The sequence below is a fragment of the Cylindrospermopsis sp. CR12 genome, assembly GCF_001432185.1.
GTDB classification, from domain to species: domain Bacteria; phylum Cyanobacteriota; class Cyanobacteriia; order Cyanobacteriales; family Nostocaceae; genus Raphidiopsis; species Raphidiopsis raciborskii.
In genome coordinates this window covers 23,144-48,249 of the sequence record NZ_LMVE01000128.1, presented here as the reverse complement: position 1 = coordinate 48,249, position 25,106 = coordinate 23,144, and the positions used below count along the sequence as shown (strand labels likewise).

The window sequence follows — 25,106 nt, the reverse complement described above, 5'->3', positions numbered from 1 at the left end:
TTGCAGGATGGGTTAGCGGTAGGGTAACCCATGGGGGTGTTGGGTTCATACTTCAACCCAACCTAGCTTCATTTTATATTTAATTCCACTCACACACTTAATTCCTTAACAGAGTAGAGTGTGATTATAAGCTATGATACCACCATGTCAGCGTAACTATATGTCTCAATACCTAGGGATTTCGCTACCGGTATAGCCCGTTCATCCACCATGGGGGAAATCACAATTTTACGGTCAACCACTCTATTTTGATTTTTAGCGTAGAATTCCGCCTTGCGACCAAAAACGTACATACCAGCTTTGTCAATGGAAGATTTAAGTTCACAGACAATAGTCAGTCCATTTTTGATAATTATATCCAATTCCACCTGCTCTGGGCGTCCAAATACTTCCCCCTCCTGGTCATAAAGGGTAAGATTGAGCACCTCGTAACTCATTCAAAACTCGGTCAAATTTTTCGTCGAACTCAGTCCGGGGGGTGTAATATTCTGACACCGTGCGCAAGACGAAATCCCGTACCCCCGGTTCTTCGGCAATCGCCCTGGGCAATTCTTTTTGGATTAATGCTTTAATTTCAGCCTCTATCATAGGTTTTGGGTATAGATGTTGAAATGCTCCCCTCAAATGGTAGGGATTCTGGTAACTAGTTTTTAGCTACTTACCCATATTATAACCTCTAATTTTAGGATCTTTGTAAACTCTACTAAGTAAAGATGCACAATTGCAGGATGGGTTAGCGGTAGGTTAACCCATGGGGGTGTTCGGTTCATACTTCAACCCAACCTAGCTTCATTTTATATTTAATTCCACTCACACACTTAATTCCTTAACAGAGTAGAGTGTGATTATAAGCTATGATACCACCATGTCAGCGTAACTATATGTCTCAATACCTAGGGATTTCGCTACCGGTATAGCCCGTTCATCCACCATGGGGGAAATCACAATTTTACGGTCAACCACTCTATTACGATTTTGCTCAGCTTGAAAAGCATCGAGTTTGCGATTTTGCTCATCCCATTTACGAGCTTGCTCTTCCCTATCTCGCTGTAACTCATTCAAAACTCGGTCAAATTTTTCGTCGAACTCAGTAATGTGCAATAGCTAGGTATAGAACAGGTAAGCGATGCGATCGCCACTTAGGAAGCTAAATCTGCTACAATTAATAAAGCTCAAAAGAATTTTACGGACAAATATTTCTTATGCTGCTGCGACCAGAACAACGTCTAAAAATAGACGATACCGATGACAACCTATTTTACGACTACCCACGATTGGTAACTCATGTTGATGATGGATTCATTCAGCAGCTAACCGACATATACCGTCAATACCTGCAACCTAAAACCCGCATTTTTGATATGATGAGTAGCTGGGTGTCTCATTTACCACCAGAGGTAGATTTTGACCATGTGGAAGGGCACGGACTAAACGCTGAGGAACTAGCACGCAATCCTCGCTTAAAACATTATTTCGTCCAAAATATTAACGCCCAACCCCAACTACCACTAGCGAATGAGGATTTTCACGCTGTGATCAATTGCGTGTCTGTACAGTACATCCAATATCCAGAAGCTATATTTTCAGAAATCCATCGTATTCTCAAACCTGGTGGTGTGGCGATTATTAGTTTTTCCAATCGGATGTTCTATCAGAAGGCAATTCAAATCTGGCGTGATGGCACAGAATCATCTAGAGTGGAGTTAGTCAAACGTTATTTTGCCTCCGTGTCCGGTTTTACCACCCCCAAGGTGATTGCTACTAGATCACAAGCTCCTCATTTAATACAAAAATGGTTGGGTTTACCTGGAGGAGACCCATTTTACGCGGTGATAGCTCATCGAGCCTCCAAGTAAAAATACTTAAAATTAAGTAGTATTTCTTAGAAAAGAATAGAAAAATAATAAGGAAATAATAAATTTTTCCTTACAAATGATCACCCTGCATTAAATTGGTAATTGCTTCAACAAAAACCACAATAAATTACAATAATTCCAGGAGAATCAACATGAATTTATCCCGTGGACGCAGGATATTGGCCAGCTTGCTACTGTGCATTTTACTGTTGACAACAGCTTGCGCAGCCAAAGCACCTAGTCGTTTTGATGCGGTACAACAAGAAAGTACAAAGCAAAAAAGTGGTCAAGCAGTTTCTAAAAACGCCACCCAGGGTAGTAAATTAAATGCTTTCTTTCCTAAAAGTGAAGATGGCTACAGTCGAGTTTATACCCAGGAGAAAAAGGGGTTCTCGGAGGCTAATTTGAAAAAAGATGGTAAAGTGGTAGCACAGTTAGCCATTTCTGACACCACTAGCACTCCTGGAACGGCGTCAAAATATGCCAATAGCACCAAAACAATAGATGGTTATCCAGCAGTGGAACTGGGTAAAACCCAAACCTCTGTTTTGGTAGGTAAGTACCAAGTAAAAGTGATTTCTAAAGACCCATTATTTAACGCCAGTGAGAGAGAAGATTGGATTGAAAAATTTGATCTTGATGGTTTATCCAAGTTGAAATAACCTTTCAACTAAAGTCAAATTACCCCCCTCCCTCAACAACCTAAAATAGCACAGTAGCAAAACAAATACTACCATACCAGAGATAAATCAGGAGATTATTGTGAGCAAGCCAATTTTTGAACTAGTTGATGAGTTACCTACCAGTGGTTTAACTGTTTCTTTGTTGAACGCTTTGGACTTTGTTGCTCCTGGTGAATGGCAAAATACAGTGGGGTTTGTCAATACAATTAAAACTGTTACTGGTGAAACTGACGAAGATTTAATTCAAGCCATTGGTGAACGGGCGGTTTACCTTTTTAATGATAAATCTCAAGGTTATCAAACTGCCTTATGGCTGTATCAAACCGTAGATGGCACTGATAAAGCTTTGGGTGCAGCAGCTTTGGCAAATAAGGTTGGTGAAACCATACCCCTACTTGGTTTCTTAAACTCTATCACCCCCAAACCCGATAAAGCCCAAACTATTGACCTCACCTTAAAAATTGTGGTAGAATTAGTGGCTTTTTGTCAAATTAATGGCATTCCCGGTGATAGTATTGGCGATTTTGTAGCCGCTTTGGGGGAATATGCTGGTGAATCACTAATTAGGATGGTAGCATTAATCTGTGTGGATGGTATTCTCCCCCTCGGTCCTGATTTTGTGCAAAAATCATTGGCCTTCCTCAGTAGTATGAATCCCCAGGAATTGGACCAAAATTCTACTTTTAAAAGCATCAAGGATGCAATCCCCGGAAATGGTATCGGGGGAAAAATAGACTTTATTGGTCAAAGTCTGGACTCTGTTCAGGGTTGGATGAATGGAATAGTTTCTGCTAATGCCTTAACTGCTCAAAAAGTCCTGAATAACATCAGTGGTTTTCTTGATTTTGCTGATGATAAATTAGACTATGTAGCAGCCTTTTTAGATGTGTCCACCAACTATTATGAACACACGGGAACTCAAACTCTAGCTCGTCGCTTGATTGAACGGGCTGTAGCTGAAATATAAGCCCCATTAGTCCACAATCATCTCCTATAACCCTAACCATCCGGTCACAGCCAGAATGACTAGCAAGCATTCTGGCTAAAGCTGTACAAGCTAAAATGGTATCTCGTCCGGATTAGGTGTTGGCTGAATCACTGGTTGAGGACTTACCACTTGAGCTACAGGTTGAGGACTGGGATCCAAGGTGGTTACTGAAGGTGCTGTTTCTGTTGGGGTGGGAGTGGGTCTACTTGCTTGATAGTTGGGGGTCTCTTGGGAAGGTTGTGCAGCTGATTGACTAGTTCCCGTATTTTTGGTGACAGGGTGAATTTTTTGCACTGTCAACTCAGCGCGTTTTTCTTTAAACCCTTCAGGACGATCAAAGGTGTTCATTCCCAGACGTCCCTCTAAAATCACCCGGTCACCTGCATGATAATTCTGATGAATATCCTTGGCTAAATTCCCCCAACCTACTACTTTTAAGGGATGGGTAGGGTCATCAGTACGTAATCCTGGTACATGAACTATCATCTCTGTGACTTCTAACCCCTCTGTTGTGTGTCTCAATTGAGGTTCATCATAAATCTCTACCATTAAGATACAATTGTTCATAATCTATCCTCACTAAATCTTTGACCAAGTAGAAATCTCAAGAACCTAGTCTCCAGTAATGGAAAGTTCACCTACCCAAATTCTGGGACAAACTCCCCCCGGTGTTAATTCTGGTTCTTTCTCTATGTAAACAATAGATTTCAATAGTTCCAGAAAATCCCCCGCCACGGTTGCTGAATCAATGCTGATTTTTTCGCCCTTGTTCACTAACCAACCATCAAAAGGTAAGGAAAAAGAACCTTGTAAAGCTTTAACACCCGCATGAAGAGCCTGTAAATCATCAATTAGTATCACATTTTCTGCTGTTTGTAAACTGAATTCTTTTTCAGTTGTATTAGCAGCAAACACATGATAAAAATTAGGACTCACAGTTACTTTGGCACCAATGCTGGCATTACCTGTAGGTTGAGCATTGAGTCTTTTGGCAGTTCCCGCACTGTGTAAAAAACTGGTTAAAATTCCCTTTTCTATTAGCTTTATTTGACGGGTAGGTGTACCCTCTCCATCAAAGGTTTCTGCTCCTACATTAGCTGGATGCAAGGCGTCATCATAAACTGAAAGTAAAGGAGAGGCAATTTGCTTCCCTAGGTCATCTACCTGGGATAAACTTTGATTATCTAGAATATTTTGGGCATTAAATAAATTAGAGAACGCACCCAATAAACTCAAAAAAGCTTCAGGAGAAAAAACTACCTCATATCTACCAGTTTTAACTTTTTGGTAATCCAAATGACTGATAGTTTTATCTGCTGCTTCTTTGATGCAACCTGCAATATCTAAATTGCCTAAATTTTCTTTTACCCGATAAGCACCAGCACTGCGAGGTTTTTTCCCTTCTTGTTCTGTTTTACTGTACAAATAAATTGAGGCTAAAGAGTGAGACTCTTTTCTTAGTGCACCATTACTATTGAGATAGAACCGCTCTATGTCTCGTTGAGATAAGCCATTATAAGGTACACCATTAATTGCAGGGTGGGAGTCTAAAAGTTCTTTTTCCGCCAATAGCAGTTTGTCAATCAGTTCCGAAACAGGTGCTTGAGCAAATTTCTCTTTGGATGTACTTTCAATGGGCAATGTTGCTTCTGGACTAAAGTCAGGAACATTTTCCTTCACCCCAAAGAAACTAGCTTCATAAGCAGTTTGCAAGGCTAATTCTAAACCTTTGGGATCCACGTCTGTGGTGCTGGTAACACCCATTGTATTCTCCTCGTTCCAAACCCTGACTGTCACCCCAGAACGATTGGAAGCTTTTACCTGTTTGGGTTCTCCTTGGTCAACTTGTACGCTGGTGTCATCTACAGTTGAACCATAAATATCGAATTTTTCAATACCCAGTTTTTTAGCGGTTTCCTGGGCGTTTTTAGCGACTTGTTGGATATTAGACATGAGAATTCTAGTATTTAAACTTTGTTATTGGTTATCGATATGTGATCCCAAACTATCTCCCCCCCACGGTAATGGAATCTACCTTAATATGTGGCTGTCCTACTGTGGTGTAAATGCTACCACTCACAGAACCACAAAAACCAGGTGCCAATTCTAAATCCTGGGAACAAAGGGAAATTTTGTTCATGATTTCCTTAGCTTCTCCAATTAGGGTAGCGCCCTTTAAAGGTTTGGTGACTTTCCCATTTTCTATGAGATAGGCCTCATCAACGCTGAAATTAAATTGCCCAGTTGCACCTACACTACCTCCACCCATTTTCTTGCAGTAAATACCTTTGTCGATGGAAGCAAACAGATCTTCGTTGGTGTATTCTCCAGGAGCAATATAGGTATTTCTCATGCGACTGGCAGCAGCAAAGGTATAATTTTGACGGCGACCACTACCTGTTCTTGGGTGTCCAGTTCTCATAGACCCGGTTCGATCAGCTAAGAAGTTTTTGAGAACTCCTTTTTCTATGAGTAATGTTCTTTGGGCTGGCATTCCCTCATCATCCATGTCAATTGTGCCAAAAGCATTATCTGATCTCCCTTCATCCCAAGCTGTTAGACTTTCATGGGCAATTTTCTCGCCCTTTTTATCCGCAAATGGGGTGGTTTTTCTTTCTATTTGGGTGGTTTCTAGTAGGTGTCCACAAGCTTCATGAAATATTACCCCGCCAAAGTGATTGGCCATGACAATGGGGTAATTCCCTGATTCTACGTAGTCAGCATAAAGCATTTTACCAGCTGATTCGGCAATTTGGTCTGCTGACTGTTCATAATCCCAGCTTTTGAGGAAGTTAGGATCGCTGGTATTGCCTGCTCTTTCACTGATGGAGGTACGGTGAGATCCGTCAGCACATAGAAGGCTAAAACCTGCGGATTGAGTCAGGCGAATATCCCGAGCAAATGTACCATCACTGGCTGCAACTAATACTTCTTGCCAATCACGAAAATAGCTGGCACGACGAGATTGAATGTGAGTGGCTTTTTTATGCAATTGGGCTGTACCCTCTAGCAGTATTTCCCCCATTTCCCTAATTGTGGTACACAGGGGTAACCAACTGTCTTTTCCTCTTTTATTGCCATAGTCTCGGAACAATTCCAGGTAGATTTCAGGGATGAAGGCATTTGCTATGGGTAATTGTAAGCCTAGTATGGAAAGTGCCTTTTCTAAGGCTGCTTTTAAACCCGCAAAGGTGAGATTGTTGGTGCTAACGTAACAATCCGCTTTACCATGGAATACTCTCACACCCGCACCTGTGCTGAAACTAGGTGAAATACTGGTGATAATATCTTCTTCTGCTAAACAACTAATGTAATTACGACGCTCTAAAAAAAACTCCACAAAGTCCGCACCAGCAGCACGCCCCAACCCCAATAAGGTTGCTAATGGAGCTTCCCAGGTTTGGTCAAACCGCTCTGTGGTGGATGAGTAATTTAAGTTAGGGATTTGAGAGGAAATAAGTAAGGTATTTATAAGCATGTATGGCCTCGCCTACTGGCTTTGTGTGGAAAATATCCATTTACATTCTAGTTATATTCTAACAATTTTTTGAATCCATCAGCATCACCTACAAGGATGTGATGGTTCCTGTTGTAGGTGAACTGGCACTGGCATATTCTTTGATTGGCATTCTACCTGCTAGGTATGCCATTCTTCCCGCTGTGGTGGCTAGGTTCATAGCATAGGCCATCGCTGGTGCATTTTGTGCTAGGGCGATCGCACTATTAATTAATAAGGCATCAGCTCCTAACTCCATAGCTTGTGCTGCTTCTGAAGGTGAGCCAATTCCCGCATCTACCACTACTGGTATTTTACTATTTTCTATGATAATCTGGATATTGGCACTGGTTTTTAATCCTTGTCCTGAACCTATGGGAGCTGCTAAGGGCATAACTGTGGCACATCCTACTTCCTCCAAGCGCTTTGCTAACATTGGATCGGCATTGATATAGGGTAAAACCGCAAAACCTTCTTTTACCAGTTGCTCTGCTGCTTCTAAGGTACCAATGGGGTCAGGTAACAGGTATTTAGGATCGGGTATGACCTCTAATTTAACAAAGTTATTATCTTCTTGTCCTAACAATTTAGCCATTTCCCTACCTAAGCGAGCTACTCGGATGGCCTCCTGGGCGGTTTGACATCCAGCTGTATTGGGTAACATCCAAATTTTACTCCAATCTAAGGACTCTGCTAAACCTTCATGTCCAGGAGCATTAGTTTGCACCCTGCGCACAGCTACGGTAACTATTTGACAACCACTAGCATTAATGCTTGCTTGCATTTCCCCCATACTGCGATATTTTCCTGTCCCGGTCATTAATCTGGAATGGAAGACCTTGTGACCAATCTTTAATTCTGAATCTATCTGCTTAAATTCTGGAAATTTTAAGTATGAATTATTAGCTTTGCTGTCAGTAAAATTAGCGGAATGAGTGAATGGTATGTTTGGCACGGATGAATGTTCAAAGCGGGAATAATGGAAATGGTTGAGCAGAGGATCGGGTTTTTGGGACACAATCAGGTCAGCTAGTAGTTTGGCTGTCACTGGTGCTAACAAAACCCCATTGCGATAATGACCAGTGGCCATGGTCAGGTTTTGACAGTAACTTTCACCCAAAATGGGCAATTCATCGGGTGTAGCTGGACGGAAACCCCACCACATCTCTTCTAGGGAATAATCTGCTAGGGACGGGTACAACCGGGTGCACTGGTTGAGTAAATTTTGAATCCCCGCTGGTGTGTTATTGGGTGTAAAGCCCACCTCTTCCACGGTAGCACCCACAAGAATAGAACCGTCTTTTCGAGGCACAATATAAACATTTTCACCATATAGCACTCTTGTTAGAGGTATTTCTTGCACAATTCCCAGCACGCGCAACCGCAACATTTGTCCTTTACAGGGGCGCACTGGTAAAGGTAACAATTGATTTGACCAAGCACCAGCAGCTAGGATGTAGTGACCAGCGTGGAATAAACCCTTGTTGGTTTGAACCCCCATAATCTGGGAATGTTGCTGTAGAATTGCCTCAACAGTAACCCCATCCTGGAACTCAATCCCTAAAGACTCTGCTGCTGAACGTAAAACCTGAATTAGGGACTGATTATTCACCTGTCCGTTTTCAGGATACCACCAACCACCAATTATATCCGATCCTAAACCCCGTTGATATTGCTCAATTGTTGATTTATCCAACCAGTAACCTGGGGTGTAATTAGTTGGTTTTTGACTCACGGGAGCAACAACACCACAAGGCCAATAACCCGTACTCAACCCTGTTAACTCTTCCAACTTACTAACCCATTCTGGGTATAAATAAAGCGATCGCTTGCTCAGGGTCAACATGGCTTCATTGGCTATGTTTTCAGCATCAGGAGCCAACATACCTGCTGCTGCATGACCAGCTGCTTCAGTAAAATTACGACATAAAACCGTAACATTTTCACCCCTTAACTTCAACTCTACAGCACAGGCCAAGCCAATAACACCACCACCAATAATCAAAATATCCGTATTCATTACTCAGTATTTATCAGTATCTATTTAGCCATTATTAGCTATTAATGGTAGACTGGGGGCTTTAGCCCCCTAACCTAGATTACACCTTATATGATTACTTTACTACCACAAAGCACGAATAGGTCGTTTGTTTCGATTAATTCTAACAGATTCCGATCCATTATTTATATCAGAGCTAGATCCATCACTGTTGTTCAGGTCTTGGGTGGTACTAGAATCTCTGGGTGAACCGGTAGTAGAATTGCTTTGAGCTACCCTAGCACCTCTGGGAGTATTGGGAACGTCATCGGGGATATCCGTGTTATTGGCACTTTCCGAATTGTTTTGATTATTTCTATTAGCAGATTCCCCATCCTCTCCCGGAGCAGATGTGTTAACATTAATATTAGCTGGGAGAACGCCGGAAGCACGCCTTTCTGGGGGAACATTAGCAGACTGGTCTCCACCCATGGGAAAGTTAATCCCCAATAGGGTGCCCACTAGGATTGCCACGCCTCCAGCCATTAAAACTAATGGTGTCCATTTACCCATCTTGTTTATCTCCTTTATAAGTTTCCGGTGTGCAAGCTGGCTGAGAACCTTGACCGTGAAAATCCATGATGTGTCATTTTCAAACTACCTAAAATCCAGATTTGACAGGCTAAGAACAAATCATATCTCACTTTGGGGATAACAGGTAGGAGTTGATGGTCAATTTGACTCGCACCAAATTGTACAGTGATTAAAGAACATAGAAAATAGGTAGTAGTTTACCAGATCTTTGCTTTATGACTAAAGCTCTCTCCACGCCAATTCTCATCTATGACACTACTCTCCGAGACGGCAGTCAACGGGAAGGTTTGTCATTATCTATACAAGATAAATTATGTATTGCCCATAAACTGGATCAATTAGGTGTACCCTTTATAGAAGGTGGTTGGCCAGGCGCTAATCCCAAGGATATAGAGTTTTTTTGGCAAGTGGGGAAAAATCCTCTACAGCAAGCTCAACTAGTCCCCTTTTGCTCCACCCGTCGTCCTTTTTCCCAAGCTATTAATGAACCCATGCTAGAACCGATTTTAGCTGCGGGTACAACTTGGGTGACAATCTTTGGCAAATCTTGGGATCTACACGTTACAGAGGGCATTAAGACCTCTTTGGATGAGAATTTGTCCATGATTGGTGATACCATCGAGTATTTACGTTCCCAAGGTAAGCGGGTAATTTATGATGCCGAGCATTGGTTTGATGGATATAAGCAAAATCCAGATTATGCCTTACAGACCATCAAAACAGCTGCTCAGTGCGGTGCTGAGTGGTTAGTTTTATGTGATACTAATGGTGGAACTTTCCCCCAGGAGGTTTCCCAAGTTGTTACTATCGTTAGCAAGTCAATTTCTGACTGGTCATCAAATGCTCATATTGGTATCCATACTCACAATGATGGAGAAATGGCAGTTGCTAATGCTATTACAGCTGTAATGGCGGGAGCTACAATGGTTCAGGGGACGATAAATGGGTATGGTGAGCGTTGTGGCAATGCTAATCTCTGTTCTTTAATTCCCAACTTACAATTAAAATTAGGTTATAATTGTATTGGCGAAAATCTACTAAGTCAATTAACACCCACAAGTCGTTTTGTGAGTGAAGTGGTTAATTTAGCACCAGATGACCACGCGCCCTATGTAGGACGTTCAGCTTTTGCTCATAAAGGTGGCATTCATGTCTCAGCTGTGGAGCGTAATTCTCTCACCTATGAACATATCCAACCGGAGCAAGTGGGCAATCTCCGTCGAATCGTGATTTCTGAACAAGCTGGGGTGAGTAATGTTTTAGCCAAGGCGAAAACTTTGGGCATAGAATTAGATAAACATGACCCGAAAACCAAGGAAATTCTCAGACGCATTAAGGAACTAGAAAATGAAGGCTATCAATTTGAGGCTGCAGAAGCTAGTTTTGTCCTATTAATGTATGAAGTATTAGGACTCAAACAACAGTTCTTTGAAGTCCAAGGTTTTCGAGTACATTGTGATCTAGCTGAGGGAAAAAACATCACTAACTCCCTAGCGACAATTAAGGTAGGTGTGGGGGGAGAAAATATTTTAGAGGTAGCAGAAGGAAATGGTCCTGTTGCAGCTTTAGACGCAGCGTTGCGTAAAGCGCTGTTGAATTTTTACCCTCAAATTGGCGAGTTTGAACTAACAGACTACAAAGTCAGAATTCTCAATGGTAATGTGGGCACCTCTGCCAAAACCCGCGCCCTAGTTGAGTCTGGTAATGGTCAAGCACGTTGGACAACCGTAGGAGTATCCACTAATATTTTGGAAGCTTCCTATCAAGCAGTGGTAGCAGGTTTGGAATATGGTTTATTAATACATTTTCCCTCTCCTGTTCCCTACTGTAAAATTTAAGTCTCAAAGCTCTCCAGCTCGCGAAGGACTCGCAACCTGGAGAGCTCGGATCTAATATTTCCCATGGGTGGGACGCACCACCCAATATTACACCCCGCGAATTTTCCTCCTACGGTTCTAATGAATGAGAAGTCAAAAAGATGATACAGTTGGTTGGAAAGTCATTATTTTTGGTAGCACAAGCATGTAACTTTCGCAAATAAACAACACTACTAGAAAACTTAACAACTAACTGACAGATTTAATATGTTAAACAAAGTACGTAATCTTTTTAGCAAGTTTTTTAATAAAACTAGCACGCTTAATCGAGAACCATTAAATAAGGCCAGCTTGATAGTTATTATCATAATAGACGTTTTTATTCTAATTAATGTATTTACAGGATTGGATAGTATTGGTAGATGGCATCTTACTCCTGACGAAACTTATCCCTGTCATAATGAATGGAAGGGTTATCAAGAGCAAACCTCAGCAACTAAAGATTATGAAATAATTACTAATTCATTAGTAGAAAATAATCAGCCCAACTTTAACGCAAAATATAAACAGCAAGAACAAGGAAGATTAGGGAAAGTGTCAGAAATATGCCTGAACTATGGCCTATTAAAAGACAATTTAAATACCGTTCAAAATCGGCAATTTTTACAAACCATTAATCAGACCCAAGAAAAAATCAATGGTTTAGGGGGGGAAAATGCCAAGATTCGTAGACAATATGATTCCACTCTTCTGGAAAAAATAGCTCGTCAACCTGATAGCAAGTCCATCAACCAAGTAGAAGCTGATAAAGCTAGGCAAAAACTAGATAGTAATACAAGGCAAATTGCCCAATTTAAAGAGGAAAATAAAAAGAGAAAAAATCAGCTACTCAACCGACCAGCAAGTGGCAAATTTCTCTCGTTTTTGCAGGATAAAATTCAATTTTCTAACTTAGTTAATGGCTATAAAACAGCCTCATTTTGGTATCCCAGCATTCAAGTAACCCTGCAAGCTATATTCCTATTACCTTTAATTTTCATCGCTTCATTCATTTATGGTAGGTCACAACGCCAAGGGTATGGACTAGTATCTCTAATTAGCTGGCATTTACTAGTTATATTTGTGATTCCCCTAGTTATCAAAGTCTTGGAATTTCTGCAAGTTGGCGTAGTATTTAAATTCTTAGTAGATATTATTAGTAGCTTATTGGGGGGGTTACTATTCTTAGTTAGCTATGTTTATATTGTAGTGATTCCCCTAGTCGGGTTTGGGATTATTAAGTTGTTGCAAAGGAATGTAGTTTTTAATAGTAAAATTCAAGCTGGTAAAAGAGTACAGAACTCCCAGTGCATCAACTGTGGAAGAAACCTTAGGTCTCGTGAGGCCCATTGTCCCCATTGTGGTTATTACCAGTATGTGGAATGTCACCATTGCCATAACTTGACTTATAAGAAGTTACCCTATTGTTATCATTGTGGTACTGAGCAAATTTCTCTATGACTGAATCCCTATTGAATATTCAAAATCTCTGTGTAGCTTATCCTCAAGATTATGACCAAACTCCAATCTGGGCGGTTAATGATGTATCCTTTAGTCTAAAACCAGGAGAAAAGATTGGTTTGGTGGGTGAGTCTGGTTGTGGTAAATCTACTATTGGTCGGGCAATTATGCGATTATTGCCTGACCATAGTCGGGTTCAAGGTCAGGTAAATTTTCGTGAGAGTTCGGTGTTAAATTTAACTCCTGCTCAAATGCGACAGTTTCGAGGTGAAGCGGTGGCTTTGGTGTTTCAAGATCCTATGACCAGGTTAGACCCACTAATGACTATTAGTGAACACTGTTTGGAAACCTTGGCTGCACATTCACCACAACTGACTAAAAAACAAGCTAAGGAAAGAGTTTTGGCTACCTTAGAAAAAGTAAAAATTCCTGGAAGTCGTTGGAGTCAGTACCCCCATGAGTTTAGTGGAGGAATGCGTCAAAGAGTAGCTATTGCTTTAGCTTTGTTACTCAATCCCAAGTTAATTATTGCGGATGAACCAACAACTAGTTTAGACGTAACTGTTTCTGCCCAGATTTTACAAGAACTAACTAGACTGTGTGCAGAAGATAATATGGGCTTGTTGTTGATTTCCCATGATTTAGCAATGGTAGCAGAATACTGCGATCGCATTGGGGTGATGTACCAGGGTAAAATAGTGGAAATGGGTAAAACAGAGAGTGTATTTAAACAACCACAGCATGAATACACCCAATCTTTATTAAGAGCAGCTCTACACATTCAGCAAGAACCAGTAGGTGTGGGAGAAGAGGAGAAAAAAGAAAATCCCATCCTTAAAATCACAGAATTACAACAGTATTATAGTATAGAGCCGAATTTTCTAGAGCGATTATTTCAGAGTCAACAGCAAACAATCAAAGCAGTAGATGGCATTAACCTAGAATTATATCCAGGAGAGATATTAGGTCTGGTGGGAGAGTCAGGTTGTGGTAAAAGTACCCTATCTAGAACCATTTTACAATTGATTCCTCCCACGGGTGGAAAAGTGGAATTTTTAGGGCAAGAATTAACCAGATTATCCCGTGAAGAAGTTCGCAGTTTCCGCAGGGAAATTCAAATGATATTTCAAGATCCCCATGCTTGTTTAAATCCAGCTATGACCGTGGGAGAAAGTATAGCAGATCCCCTATTAATTCACAAAATAGCCCGTGGAAAACAGGCCGAAGAAGAGGTTGTATGGATGTTAGAAAAAGTGGGGTTAACTCCTTGGCAAACTTATTATCGCCGTTATCCAGCAGATTTATCGGGGGGACAACAACAACGGGTAGCCATAGCGCGAGCTTTGATTACCCGCCCTAAATTAGTGATCTGTGATGAACCTGTGAGTATGTTGGATGCTAGTGTCCAAACCCAGGTTTTGGATTTAATGTTACAATTAAAGGCGGAATTTGACCTAACTTACCTATTTATTACCCATGACTTATGGTTGGCTAGGTTTTTGTGCGATCGCATTGCTGTAATGAATAGTGGTAAAATAGTAGAGTTAGGAAAAACGAAGGAAATATTTTCCCATCCCCAGCATCCTTACACCCAAACTCTGTTGGGTGCTGCACCATTATTAGCTAGGGTTTAATTAAGTTACGGAGAAATCATGTCTAAAAATTCACTCTCCCATATTTTTAAAAACAGCTATTCTGCGGACAAATGGCAACAGAGAATAGAACAGGTAGCTCATCGATTCAATCAAGAATATCAAAATCAACCCTTTGAACTACCAGAGGAAATCAAACAAATGTCCATTTATCAAGAATGGAAAAGTGGGATCCTATCATCAAAAATTGCCACCCCGTTTTGGGAAATTGCCCAACCTCAAAAAAATCAACACTGTTTAGATATTGGTTGCGGAGTTAGTTTTTTAATATATCCTTGGCGAGATTGGCAAGCATATTTCCACGGACAGGAAATTAGCAATATAGCCAGGGATGCTTTAAATTCTCGGGGTTCCCAATTAAATTCTAAGCTGTTTAAGGGTGTGGAATTAGGAGCAGCTCATTGTTTGGAATATGATGCAGCACAGTTTGATTTAGTCATTGCTACAGGATTTAGTTATTACTTTCCTTTGGAATATTGGCAATTGGTACTGGAGGAGGTAAAACGGGTCTTAAAACCTGGTGGAAATTTTGTCTTTGACACTATCAATTCAGTTCAACCAGTAGCAGAAGATTGGGCAGTTTTGGAAACCTATTTAGGCACGGAGGTGTTTTTAGAAACTACCAGCGACTGGAAAAAAACTATTAAATCCCAAGGAGGTAAAATAGTGAAGGAACAATTAAATGTAGGGGAAATAATAGCCTTATATAAGGTGAGATTTTGAACCTAAACCTGAATCTACCCCTAACCGGGTGAGTGGAATTAAACATGAACGTAGGTTGGGTTGAGGAACGAAACCCCCCACGGGTTACCCTACCACTAACCCATCCTACAAATAATTGTGCCTCCCTACTTACTATCAAATAGTAGACCCTCTTCTACAAAATATGGGTTAAAAATAATTCCTAGGATAGATGGGTTAACTGGGTACTTAACATTCAATTATTTTGAATTATAAAGACATGATTGAACCGGGATTTTTGACCGGATTTGAACACATGTAAGTTGATGTTGTTAATCAGTACTGTTGACCGATTTATCAAAGGAGATTTTTAGGTGGAAGATATAAGTACAAAATCAGTATTAAATTCCGCTTCTATCCTCACCGTCGGGAGCGGTTGGTTCCCTACCACACCAGGGGGAATGGAAAGGTATATTTATGAACTAATTCATAAATTGGCTATTAACCAAGACCAGATTGAATTATGTGGAGTTGGTCTACCTAAACAAGAGGATATATCTATTGCCAATATTAGGTTACGTAATCTCGCATCTCCCCATAGCAAGATTTGGCAAAGATTATGGTCTATTCGCAGTAGCTTTCGACAAATTAACCTCAATCACTTTGATGCAGTTAACTTACACTTTGCATTGTATAGCTTTCCTATTTTAGATCTTTTACCCAAGAGATTGCCAATTACATTTAATTTCCATGGTCCATGGGCCGCTGAAAGTCAAGAGGAACTATTAAATAAACAACTGACTATTTGGATCAAGCAACACTTGGTGGAAAAAAATACCTATAACCAATGCGATCGCTTTATAGTTTTAAGTCGAGCTTTTGGGAACATTTTACATCAACAGTATGAGGTTCCCTGGGAAAAAATACATGTTATTCCTGGGGGAGTAGATGTGAAACATTTTAAAAATAATTTATCCCGTTTAGCAGCGAGAGAACAACTGGGTTGGCCAACTGAAAGACAGATATTATTTACCTCTCGTCGTCTAGTACATCGTATGGGAATTGATAAACTCTTGACAGCAATAGCAAAAATTAAGCCTGTAGTTCCAGATATTTGGTTAGCTATTGCTGGAAGGGGACATATACAAACTTCTCTGGAGAAACAAGTGGTGGAATTGGGATTGGAAAATCAAGTCAGATTTTTAGGATTTTTACCAGATCAACAGTTACCTATAGCCTACCAAGCAGCTGATTTGACTGTGATGCCAAGTCAATCTTTTGAAGGTTTTGGACTGGCAATTCTAGAGTCTTTGGCTTGTGGAACTCCTGTTTTATGTACTCCTGTGGGGGGAATGCCAGAAATTTTACAACCCTTTACACCTGAGTTAATTACTGATTCCATCGCGGTTGATAGTCTTGCTAATAAATTGCAGGAAGTAATGTTAGCAAAGATTGTTTTACCCTCTAGGGAAGAATGTAGAAATTATGCTGCTGAAAACTATGATTGGACTAATATTGCTCAAAGGGTGAGACAAGTAATTGTATTCCATAAATAAGATAATTATGAAGATTCTATTTTTAGACCAAAGTGGTAAACCAGGTGGTGCAGAGTTATGTCTATTAGATATTGCTAAACCTTTTGGTGATAGTTGTTTAGTGGGTTTATTTGCTGATGGTGATTTTAGAAAGCTATTAGAAAACTATCAAATTCCTGTGGAGGTTTTAACAACTCAAAGTATTCCTATTAGAAAGAAAAGTAGTTTTTTATCTAGCTTGATTGGTATACAACACATTATCCCTCTTATTAATGCAGTTATTTGCCATGCTAAAAACTATGATTTAATCTATGCTAACACCCAAAAGGCTTTAGTTGTAGGAGCAATTGCTAGTTTTTTGACTCGTGTCCCCTTGGTTTACCATCTACATGATATTTTGTCTTTAGAACATTTTAGTCACATTAACTTACAAATCGCTGTTAATTTTGCCAATAGGTTTGCATCTTTAGTGATTGCTAACTCTCAATCTAGTAAGGACGCATTTATTCAAGCCGGCGGAATCTCTCAACTGGTAGAAGTTGTATATAATGGATTTGATACGAAAAACTATCAAGTGTCAGAATATCAAACCCAGCAAATACGAAACACTTTAGCAGTAGAGAATAAATTTGTCATTGGACATTTCAGTAGGTTATCTCCATGGAAGGGACAGCATATTCTGATAGAAGCATTAGCCCATGTTCCAGACAATATCATAGCTATTCTGGTGGGAGATGCTTTATTTGGGGAACATGAGTATGTTCGGGAATTACACCAAAAAGTTCATCACCTACAATTGGAACACCGAGTTAAATTTTTAGGCTTTCGTCAGGATATACCACAATTAATGTCAGCTTGTGATTTAATCACCCATACATCCATTGCACCTGAACCTTTTGGAAGAGTTATTGTGGAAGGTATGCTCTGTGGTAAAATAGTCATCGCAGCTAAATCTGGAGGAGCTGTAGAACTAATAGAAAATGGCACAAATGGTTTTTTAGTTACACCTAATCAACCTCATGAGTTGGCAAGTATAATTAAATATTGTTTTGACCAACAACAACAAATCCAAAATATTGCTAGTTATGCACAACAGCTTAGCCAACAAAAATTTGATCTGAATGTTATTAACCAAAAAATTCAGCAGTCGATTCTTACAAGGTTGATGTAATTTAACCAAAAGTTTGCCAGTTGGGGAAAATCTTGTTAAAGTACGTAAAGGTTTCTTAACCCCTTGTCCAAGGTGATCGGTCAAAAGGCGGAAGTTTAAAATCCCTCCCCAGACCAATAGCTCCAGACAAATAGGATTTTTTTATAGAGGATAACTTTTCATGACTGTAACTGCTCCCCGATTAAAGCACGAGGTTAAAGACCTTGCTCTAGCTCCCTTGGGAAGACAACGTATTGACTGGGCCGGTAGAGAAATGCCCGTACTCAAACAAATCCGCGATCGCTTTGAAAAAGAAAAGCCCTTTGCTGGTTTGAGATTGGTCGCCTGCGCCCACGTAACTACCGAAACAGCACATTTAGCGATTGCCCTCAAAGCAGGTGGCGCTGATGCGGTTCTAATTGCTAGTAATCCCCTATCAACTCAAGATGATGTAGCTGCTTGCTTAGTGAGTGATTATGGCATTCCAGTATTTGCCATCAAAGGGGAAGACGCTGAAACCTATAGTCGTCACGTACAAATTGCCTTAGATCACCGTCCAAATATTATTATTGATGATGGTAGTGATGTAGTTGCTACCTTAGTTCAAGAACGCCAACATCAAATAGCAGATCTCATTGGAACAACGGAAGAAACCACAACAGGTATTGTTCGGTTACGAGCAATGTTGAATGATGGTGTATTGACCTTTCCAGCAATGAACGTCAATGATGCTGATACCAAGCATTTCTTTGATAACCGCTATGGTACAGGTCAATCCACCTTAGATGGTATTATTCGTGCTACTAATATATTACTAGCAGGGAAGACCATTGTGGTAGCAGGTTATGGGTGGTGTGGTAAAGGAACCGCCCTGCGTGCCCGTGGTCTAGGTGCAAACGTTATTGTCACAGAAATTGACCCCATTAAAGCAATTGAAGCAGTAATGGATGGTTTTCGTGTGTTACCCATGTCCGAAGCAGCATCCCAAGGCGATCTGTTTATTACTGTAACGGGTAATAAACATGTGGTCAGAGGTGAACACTTCGACACCATGAAAGACGGGGCAATAGTGTGTAACTCTGGACACTTTGATATAGAATTAGATCTAAAATATCTAGCTTCCCAAGCCAAGGAAATCAAAGTAGTTAGACCCTTTACAGAACAATATGTACTCCAGAGTGGCAAATCAGTTATTGTACTAGGTGAAGGTCGTTTAGTTAACCTAGCTGCTGCGGAAGGACATCCCAGTGCAGTAATGGATATGAGTTTTGCCAACCAGGCCTTAGCGTGTGAATACCTAGTAAAAAACCAAGGTAAATTATCACCAGGTCTATATTCCATACCCAAAGAAGTAGATCAAGAAATTGCCCAGTTGAAATTGCAAGCCTTGGGTATTGCAATTGATACTTTAACAGTAGCTCAAATCGAGTATATAAATTCCTGGCAATCGGGGACGTGATAAATACTTAGTCAGGTAGGCGTTCTGGATCGCCCTCGCTATGGCTATAAGTTGACCAGGGGTAGATCATCTATCCCTGAAATGCTTCCAGGTTAAAATTTTACCTTTAGTAACCTATGCCTTGCCAACTTTGGCCCTATATTAGCCCTGGTATACCCGATGACCTATTTGAAAATTTACCGGGTATACCTTTTAGTCAAAGAGAATTGCGATTGTTGTTGATTTCCCAACTGCGTCTTAAACCGGATTCTGTATTGTGGGATGTGGGAGCTGGTACGGGGACAATTGCCATAGAAGTAGGTTTATTATGTCCCCAGGGACAGGTGATAGCTGTGGAAAGAGATGAGGAAGTCGCCAATTTAATCAAGCGTAATTGCGATCGCTTTCAAGTAAAAAATATTAGAGTGGTAGAGGGGACTGCTCCAGATTGCCTAAATAGTATACAAACGATTCCTGATCGTGTTTGTATAGAAGGGGGGAGAGCTATCAAAGAAACTTTACAAGCCATCTGGAATTATTTACCCCTATCTGGTCGTGTAGTTGCTACAGCTGCTAATCTAGAGAGTCTATATGCCATATCTCAAACCCTATCAGAGTTGACAGCTAGAAATATAGAAGTTATGCAGTCTGCTGTCAACCGATTGGAAACCAGAGGTTTTTCTCAAACCCTTGTGTCTACGGATCCTATTTTTATCCTTAGTGGTGAAAAACTTGATTGAATCCAAAGTCGAAAATCTCAAATATTATTTTTGCCATGCCTTGGTCCAGAATTATTAGTGGAATTATTGCTATTGTTCTTGCTGTATCTTGCACGTTGTTGGGAGGTTGGTATTTCACGATAGCTATTGGTATAATTGTGTTTTTTGGTCAACTGGAATATTTTAATTTAGTTCGTTCTAGAGGAATGAGGCCCGCTGCTAAAACTACCATCTCTGTCAGTTTAATTTTATTAGGCATTTGTAATTTCCAACCTAGTTTAGCGGATGCAATTATGCCCATAGCAGGAACTCTTATTTGTTTTTACCTACTTTTTCAACCGCAACTTGCTACAATTGCGGATATTTCTGCTTCTATTATGGGTTTGTTTTATGTTGGTTATTTACCCAGTTATTGGGTGAGACTGCGAAATATTCAGGATGGGTATGTTAACTTGGGTAATTACTTATATGACTACTTATTTAATACCCAACTTGCACAAATTAAACTAGACGATTTACCCCGGGGTTTCACCTTTACCATACTAACTTTTTTGTGTATTTGGGCTGCTGATATTGGTGCTTATATATTTGGTAAATATTTTGGCAGAACTCCTCTTTCCAGTATCAGTCCCAAAAAAACCGTGGAAGGGGCGATTTTTGGTATGGTGGGTAGTCTGGTCTTAGCTTTGTGGGGGTCATATTTTCTCAATTTGCCTTATTTCTTCCTGACTGGTCTAACATTGGGTTTATTAATTGGGATTGCCAGTTTGTTAGGAGATTTGACCGAATCTTTACTTAAAAGAGATGCAGGGGTAAAAGATTCTGGACAGTTGATCCCCGGGCATGGTGGAATATTAGACCGCACTGACAGTTATATTTTTACCGCTCCCCTGGTTTATTATTTTATCACCCTAATATTACCCCTAATTGATTAACACAAGTGTCAGTATGGTTTCATGGATTGACATTAATCTTTCCTCGACAGGAAATCTGTCCCGATTCCAGACTCAATTCCTCTAAATCTACATCTGAACCCAGATGTAAAAGTTCTTCAATATGATCAATCTCACCTTCTGCAGCTTGACATGGACTATAGATGTCTTTATACAGTGTTAATTTTATTTCTTGCCCACTCACCAGTTGTAATTTGACGCGAACCCCTAAAGACTCAGACTTTCCAGCACTTTGAGCCACACCTTGGAGTATAAAACCCTGGGTATGGAGTGCAATTTCATTCCAGAAAATAGACTGGTATTTTTTGCCAAGTTCTGGTATTGTTTTAAGTACCGTCTCTTTGATAGCATGAGAAAGTAGCGGAGAAGGGAGGGAACTATTTAGTTCCACCTCGTTGATAAGTAGTTCACCAAACACGGGCACTACTGACAACAGTCGTAATGGTTGGCCTCGGATCACAGAGCCAAGGTTAACATGTATTTCCTGAGCTGTAAGTTGAACACGGGTAATATGAATACCCTGGTAAACTGCCTTAGTCGCCAAAATGGAGACTTTGGGGATACGCCCAGAAAGCAACTGCTGATCGTCTGTATCAACCTTAATCTCTAGCTCGGAAACCTCACTTAACTGAGATCTTAACCAAAGCTTAATTGCTGCATTAAGAATCTTAGTTATTATTCGGGTCTTACTACTTTTTTCTCCCTGAAAGGTTCGTTTTGTCATCTTGACAACCTTATTTTCCACTGTACATACTTATCTTATCAATTAGGAGGCACACTAAATTTAAATTGTTCCATGGAAACAAGGGTACAAAAAATTATTTCTCAATGGGGTATAGCCTCCCGTCGCGAAGCTGAAGAGATGATTGGACAATCACGAGTGCGGATCAATGGAATTTTGGCGCGCTTGGGTCAAAAGGTCGATCCTAGAGTGGATATAATCTCCATTGATGGTAAACCCTTAATACAGGGTAATCGTCCAGCTTTAGTGTATTTACTATTAAACAAACCCACAGGAGTGGTTTCCACCTGTAATGATCCTCAAGGTAGAACAACAGTTTTAGATCTGTTACCGGCAAAATTACGCCAGGGTACTGGTATTCATCCTGTCGGAAGGTTAGACGCTGATTCTACTGGGGCATTAATCTTAACCAATGATGGAGATCTAACATTTGCTCTTACTCATCCTAGTCATGATATTCCCAAAACCTATCATGTTGTAGTGGAAGGACATCCGCCAACAAACGTTCTGAGGATGTGGAGTCAGGGAGTAATGTTAGACGGGAGGAAAACACGAACTGCTCAAGTTAAATTAATCGAACAGGGGGTCACCCAAAGTAAACTGGAGATTATTTTACAGGAGGGAAGAAACCGTCAGATTCGTCGTGTGGCTCAACAGTTGGGATATCCAGTTGTGCACCTTAATCGCAGAGCAATAGGGAGAATCCAACTGCAAAATTCACAGGGTAAATTTACTGATATTGGTAAGTATCGTCATCTTGTAACCAGCGAGATTATTTTATTACAGCATCTGGTCCACCAGATACAAAATTGAGTTAACTTGTAATTGGAATCAGGTAGGGAGTGATTAAGGAACGGGGAGTATGTTGAAAATTACAAAATGGTTAAGGTTCCCTAAAAGGGCCCACAAACCAAAAAACCTCTCAATAGAAGAGCAACAGTTACAAAAACTTTTGGAGTTGGGGAGTCAGTTAGCAGCTTTACGTCAGGAAAAGGGGTTGTCTATAAATGAAGTGGTTTTGACTACGAGAATTCCCGGTCGTTTGCTCACTGCAATTGAGGCAGGAGACTTGTCAAGTCTCCCCGAACCTGTTTATATTCAGGGTTTAATCAGACAATTTGCTAATGCACTGAGCTTAAATGGAGTGGAGTTAGCCAGTAGTTTCCCCACGGGGTCACCAAAATTAGTTTTTAAACCTAGATATGGATATAGAAATCGGGTTTTCTTAGAATTGCGTCCTTTCCATCTTTATTTGCTCTACATACTTGTCATAGTTTGTTCGGTAACTGGTCTATCTCAATCCCTAACTCAAAATATAGAAGCTAAAGGAAACGACAATGAACCTCGCCTACAAGCTAGTACCGATATGTCTGATAAAAAATCCCCTACTAAAATGGTAACAGTGCGTCCAATGGTCACTTTGGTTAGTGACAGGACTGATGCCAAGAATAATCTTGTCCAGGTTCGTATTTTTGTCAATTCGCAGGCTTGGATCCGTGTTGTGGCCGATAGCAAAACGAAATTTGAAGGAGTTTTGACCCAGGGATCCCAAAGGGATTGGGAAGCTACTGGGGAACTCATAGTCAAAACAAATAATGCTGGAGGTGTGGTAATGAAGGTCAATCAGGAAGAACCTAAACAAATGGGAAAACCAGGGAGATCTGGTGAAATTAGAATTGCATCTAAAAACCTTCAATTTTGATGGTTATTGGGGGGTGCACACCTACCACCCTAATCAACTCCCACCCCCAGGAGCCAAATCAGGAAGTTTTGGGAGATCGACCACAAAGTTGAGTGATGGTCTTGAGACGATTGCTCAGTTCTTGACTTAGCACACTTTCTTCATAACGCCATTCCCAGTTACCTTCTGTTGTACCCGGGTAGTTCATTCTGGACTCCGTTCCCAACCCTAAAATATCCTGTAGGGGAATGATTGCCTGATTAGCAACGGATATCAAAGCTAGTCGGATCAAGTCCCAGTTAATTCCATCACTACTAACACCACCTAAGTATAATAACAGGTTTTGCTTTTCGTAGTCGTTGGCAGTGTTAAACCAGCCAACAGTCGTGTCATTATCATGGGTACCAGTATAGACCACAGCATTTCTGGGATAGTTAAAGGGTAGAAATGGATTGCCAGGATCGGAACCGAAGGCAAATTGTAATACCTTCATTCCAGGAAACTCAAATTCATCTCTTAGCGCCTCTACCTCTGGGGTGATAATTCCCAGATCTTCAGCTAGAATTGGCAATTTGCCAAGTCTTTGTTTAACTAGGGCAAAAAACTCTTTTCCAGGTGCTTTTATCCACTCCCCATTAATAGCAGTTTCTTCTCCTTGGGGAACAGCCCAATAGGCTTCAAAACCCCGAAAGTGGTCAATGCGGATTATATCCACATAATCTAGTATGGCTTCAAAACGTTGTACCCACCATGCAAAGTCCTGCTTTTCTAATTCCTCCCAGTTGTACACCGGATTTCCCCACAATTGACCAGTGGCGCTAAAATAGTCTGGTGGCACCCCGGCCATTAGATCCACCGCTCCCGTCTTTGTATCTAAGGCAAAAAACTCGGGATTTGCCCACACGTCAGCACTATCATGAGCTACATAAATGGGTATATCCCCAATAATACCTATTCCCCGTTCGTTGGCGTACTCTTTGAGTTCTGACCACTGACGAAAAAACTCATATTGAATAAATTTGTAATAGAATATTTGTTCTGCTAAATCTTGCTCAATCTTGCTTATTGCTTCTGGCTCCCGCTTAGCTAGTTCTAATGGCCAATTGTACCAGCCTTCTCCCTCTTGAGCATCTTTGATAGACATAAACAAGGCATAATTGTTTAACCAATAACCTTTGCTCTGGCAAAATTGGTCAAATGCTGCCCTTTGGTGACTATTAGCACTTATTTTAAAATTATCGCATGCCCGCTGGAGCAAACTGATTTTTTGGGGGATCACTTGTGCAAAATCTACTTTATCAGCAGTAAATTGGGGTAAATCAGCAAAATCAGCCTCACATAACAAACCCTCATTTACTAGCTTGTCCGGACTAATTAGTAAGTGATTCCCCGCCATGGCAGAATAGCACATGTAAGGAGAACTACCATAGCCCGTGGGACCTAGGGGTAAAACTTGCCAATACTGCTGATAGCTCTCCTGCAGAAAATCAATAAAACGATAGGCTTCCAACCCTAGGTCTCCAATCCCGAAGCGACTGGGAAAACAACTGGGATGAAGTAAAATTCCACTGGATCTTGGAAAGGGCATAGTTTGGGAGAGAAAAACAGATGGCGGTTAACAGGAAACAATGCTACATTGAATT

24 protein-coding genes are annotated in these 25,106 nt (G+C 40.7%); 14 read left to right on the top strand and 10 right to left on the bottom strand.

What is annotated here, in order from left to right; translation table 11 throughout:
- Positions 1-131: 131 nt before the first annotated feature.
- The 3 genes from ASL19_RS14965 to ASL19_RS14960 all read right to left on the bottom strand — a co-directional run bounded on the left by ASL19_RS14965 (position 132) and on the right by ASL19_RS14960 (position 1,101).
- On the bottom strand, positions 132-437 hold the full coding sequence (locus tag ASL19_RS14965; protein WP_235529016.1) for a hypothetical protein: 306 nt from the start codon (positions 435-437) through the stop codon (positions 132-134).
- Entirely contained in the window at positions 403-588 is a 186-nt protein-coding gene (locus ASL19_RS18735) for a hypothetical protein (protein ID WP_235529015.1), read from the bottom strand. Before ASL19_RS18735 ends, ASL19_RS14965 begins: the two co-directional genes overlap by 35 nt.
- Before the next feature lie 264 nt (positions 589-852).
- Complete coding sequence (locus ASL19_RS14960) at positions 853-1,101, bottom strand: hypothetical protein (protein WP_057178951.1); 249 nt, start codon at positions 1,099-1,101, stop codon at positions 853-855.
- 101 nt (positions 1,102-1,202) lie between these two features.
- Between ASL19_RS14960 and ASL19_RS14955 the strand changes: the two genes are divergently transcribed.
- From ASL19_RS14955 to ASL19_RS14945, 3 genes are all read left to right on the top strand, one after another.
- Complete coding sequence (locus ASL19_RS14955; protein WP_006276204.1) at positions 1,203-1,856, top strand: methyltransferase domain-containing protein; 654 nt, start codon at positions 1,203-1,205, stop codon at positions 1,854-1,856.
- Positions 1,857-2,008: 152 nt separating this feature from the next.
- Entirely contained in the window at positions 2,009-2,518 is a 510-nt protein-coding gene (locus ASL19_RS14950) for a hypothetical protein (RefSeq protein WP_006276203.1), read from the top strand.
- Between the two features lie 100 nt (positions 2,519-2,618).
- Positions 2,619-3,506, top strand: a complete 888-nt coding sequence (locus tag ASL19_RS14945; protein ID WP_057178950.1) for a hypothetical protein — start codon at positions 2,619-2,621, stop codon at positions 3,504-3,506.
- Positions 3,507-3,596: 90 nt separating this feature from the next.
- Here the strand turns inward: ASL19_RS14945 and ASL19_RS14940 are convergent, their stop codons facing one another.
- From ASL19_RS14940 to ASL19_RS14920, 5 genes are all read right to left on the bottom strand, one after another.
- Positions 3,597-4,094 (bottom strand): single-stranded DNA-binding protein, encoded by a 498-nt coding sequence (locus ASL19_RS14940; RefSeq protein WP_057178949.1) that lies wholly within the window; start codon positions 4,092-4,094, stop codon positions 3,597-3,599.
- A 45-nt stretch (positions 4,095-4,139) separates the two neighbouring features.
- Positions 4,140-5,480, bottom strand: a complete 1,341-nt coding sequence (locus tag ASL19_RS14935; RefSeq protein ID WP_057178948.1) for a TldD/PmbA family protein — start codon at positions 5,478-5,480, stop codon at positions 4,140-4,142.
- A gap of 52 nt (positions 5,481-5,532) precedes the next feature.
- Entirely contained in the window at positions 5,533-7,005 is a 1,473-nt protein-coding gene (locus ASL19_RS14930; protein ID WP_006276198.1) for a TldD/PmbA family protein, read from the bottom strand.
- An 88-nt stretch (positions 7,006-7,093) separates the two neighbouring features.
- Positions 7,094-9,043 carry a glycine oxidase ThiO gene (thiO, locus tag ASL19_RS14925; protein ID WP_006276197.1) on the bottom strand — a complete coding sequence of 650 codons (1,950 nt, stop codon included), beginning with the start codon at positions 9,041-9,043 and terminating at the stop codon, positions 7,094-7,096.
- A gap of 102 nt (positions 9,044-9,145) precedes the next feature.
- Positions 9,146-9,574: a hypothetical protein gene (locus ASL19_RS14920; protein ID WP_006276196.1), complete on the bottom strand. Its 429-nt coding sequence runs from the start codon at positions 9,572-9,574 to the stop codon at positions 9,146-9,148.
- A gap of 236 nt (positions 9,575-9,810) precedes the next feature.
- Here ASL19_RS14920 and cimA point away from each other — a divergent pair, with 236 nt between their 5' ends.
- The 9 genes from cimA (at position 9,811) to ASL19_RS14875 (ending at position 21,022) form a co-directional block, all read left to right on the top strand.
- Positions 9,811-11,433 carry a citramalate synthase gene (gene cimA, locus ASL19_RS14915; RefSeq protein WP_057178947.1) on the top strand — a complete coding sequence of 541 codons (1,623 nt, stop codon included), beginning with the start codon at positions 9,811-9,813 and terminating at the stop codon, positions 11,431-11,433.
- 246 nt (positions 11,434-11,679) lie between these two features.
- Positions 11,680-12,912 carry a zinc ribbon domain-containing protein gene (locus ASL19_RS14910; protein WP_057178946.1) on the top strand — a complete coding sequence of 411 codons (1,233 nt, stop codon included), beginning with the start codon at positions 11,680-11,682 and terminating at the stop codon, positions 12,910-12,912.
- A complete protein-coding gene (locus ASL19_RS14905; RefSeq protein WP_057178945.1) occupies positions 12,909-14,546 on the top strand; it encodes an ABC transporter ATP-binding protein in 1,638 nt (545 codons plus the stop codon). The genes ASL19_RS14910 and ASL19_RS14905 overlap by 4 nt, the downstream gene beginning before the upstream one ends.
- An 18-nt stretch (positions 14,547-14,564) precedes the next feature.
- Complete coding sequence (locus tag ASL19_RS14900) at positions 14,565-15,287, top strand: class I SAM-dependent methyltransferase (protein WP_006279083.1); 723 nt, start codon at positions 14,565-14,567, stop codon at positions 15,285-15,287.
- Positions 15,288-15,619: 332 nt separating this feature from the next.
- Positions 15,620-16,801: a glycosyltransferase family 4 protein gene (locus tag ASL19_RS14895; RefSeq protein WP_057178944.1), complete on the top strand. Its 1,182-nt coding sequence runs from the start codon at positions 15,620-15,622 to the stop codon at positions 16,799-16,801.
- Positions 16,802-16,808: 7 nt separating this feature from the next.
- Entirely contained in the window at positions 16,809-17,951 is a 1,143-nt protein-coding gene (locus tag ASL19_RS14890) for a glycosyltransferase family 4 protein (RefSeq protein ID WP_057178943.1), read from the top strand.
- 160 nt (positions 17,952-18,111) lie between these two features.
- On the top strand, positions 18,112-19,389 hold the full coding sequence (ahcY, locus tag ASL19_RS14885) for an adenosylhomocysteinase (protein ID WP_057178942.1): 1,278 nt from the start codon (positions 18,112-18,114) through the stop codon (positions 19,387-19,389).
- 116 nt (positions 19,390-19,505) lie between these two features.
- A complete protein-coding gene (cbiT, locus tag ASL19_RS14880) occupies positions 19,506-20,108 on the top strand; it encodes a precorrin-6Y C5,15-methyltransferase subunit CbiT (RefSeq protein ID WP_006279087.1) in 603 nt (200 codons plus the stop codon).
- A 35-nt stretch (positions 20,109-20,143) separates the two neighbouring features.
- Positions 20,144-21,022, top strand: a complete 879-nt coding sequence (locus ASL19_RS14875; protein WP_057178941.1) for a phosphatidate cytidylyltransferase — start codon at positions 20,144-20,146, stop codon at positions 21,020-21,022.
- Positions 21,023-21,041: 19 nt separating this feature from the next.
- Here the strand turns inward: ASL19_RS14875 and ASL19_RS14870 are convergent, their stop codons facing one another.
- The gene (locus ASL19_RS14870; protein WP_006279089.1) at positions 21,042-21,764 is read right to left on the bottom strand and encodes a DUF2993 domain-containing protein; all 723 of its coding nucleotides are present in this window, start codon (positions 21,762-21,764) and stop codon (positions 21,042-21,044) included.
- A gap of 72 nt (positions 21,765-21,836) precedes the next feature.
- Between ASL19_RS14870 and ASL19_RS14865 the strand changes: the two genes are divergently transcribed.
- Entirely contained in the window at positions 21,837-22,595 is a 759-nt protein-coding gene (locus tag ASL19_RS14865) for a pseudouridine synthase (RefSeq protein WP_057178940.1), read from the top strand.
- A gap of 49 nt (positions 22,596-22,644) precedes the next feature.
- Positions 22,645-23,484 (top strand): RodZ domain-containing protein, encoded by an 840-nt coding sequence (locus ASL19_RS14860; protein ID WP_057178939.1) that lies wholly within the window; start codon positions 22,645-22,647, stop codon positions 23,482-23,484.
- A gap of 58 nt (positions 23,485-23,542) precedes the next feature.
- Here the strand turns inward: ASL19_RS14860 and malQ are convergent, their stop codons facing one another.
- A complete protein-coding gene (gene malQ / locus ASL19_RS14855) occupies positions 23,543-25,051 on the bottom strand; it encodes a 4-alpha-glucanotransferase (RefSeq protein ID WP_057178938.1) in 1,509 nt (502 codons plus the stop codon).
- Positions 25,052-25,106: the final 55 nt, after the last annotated feature.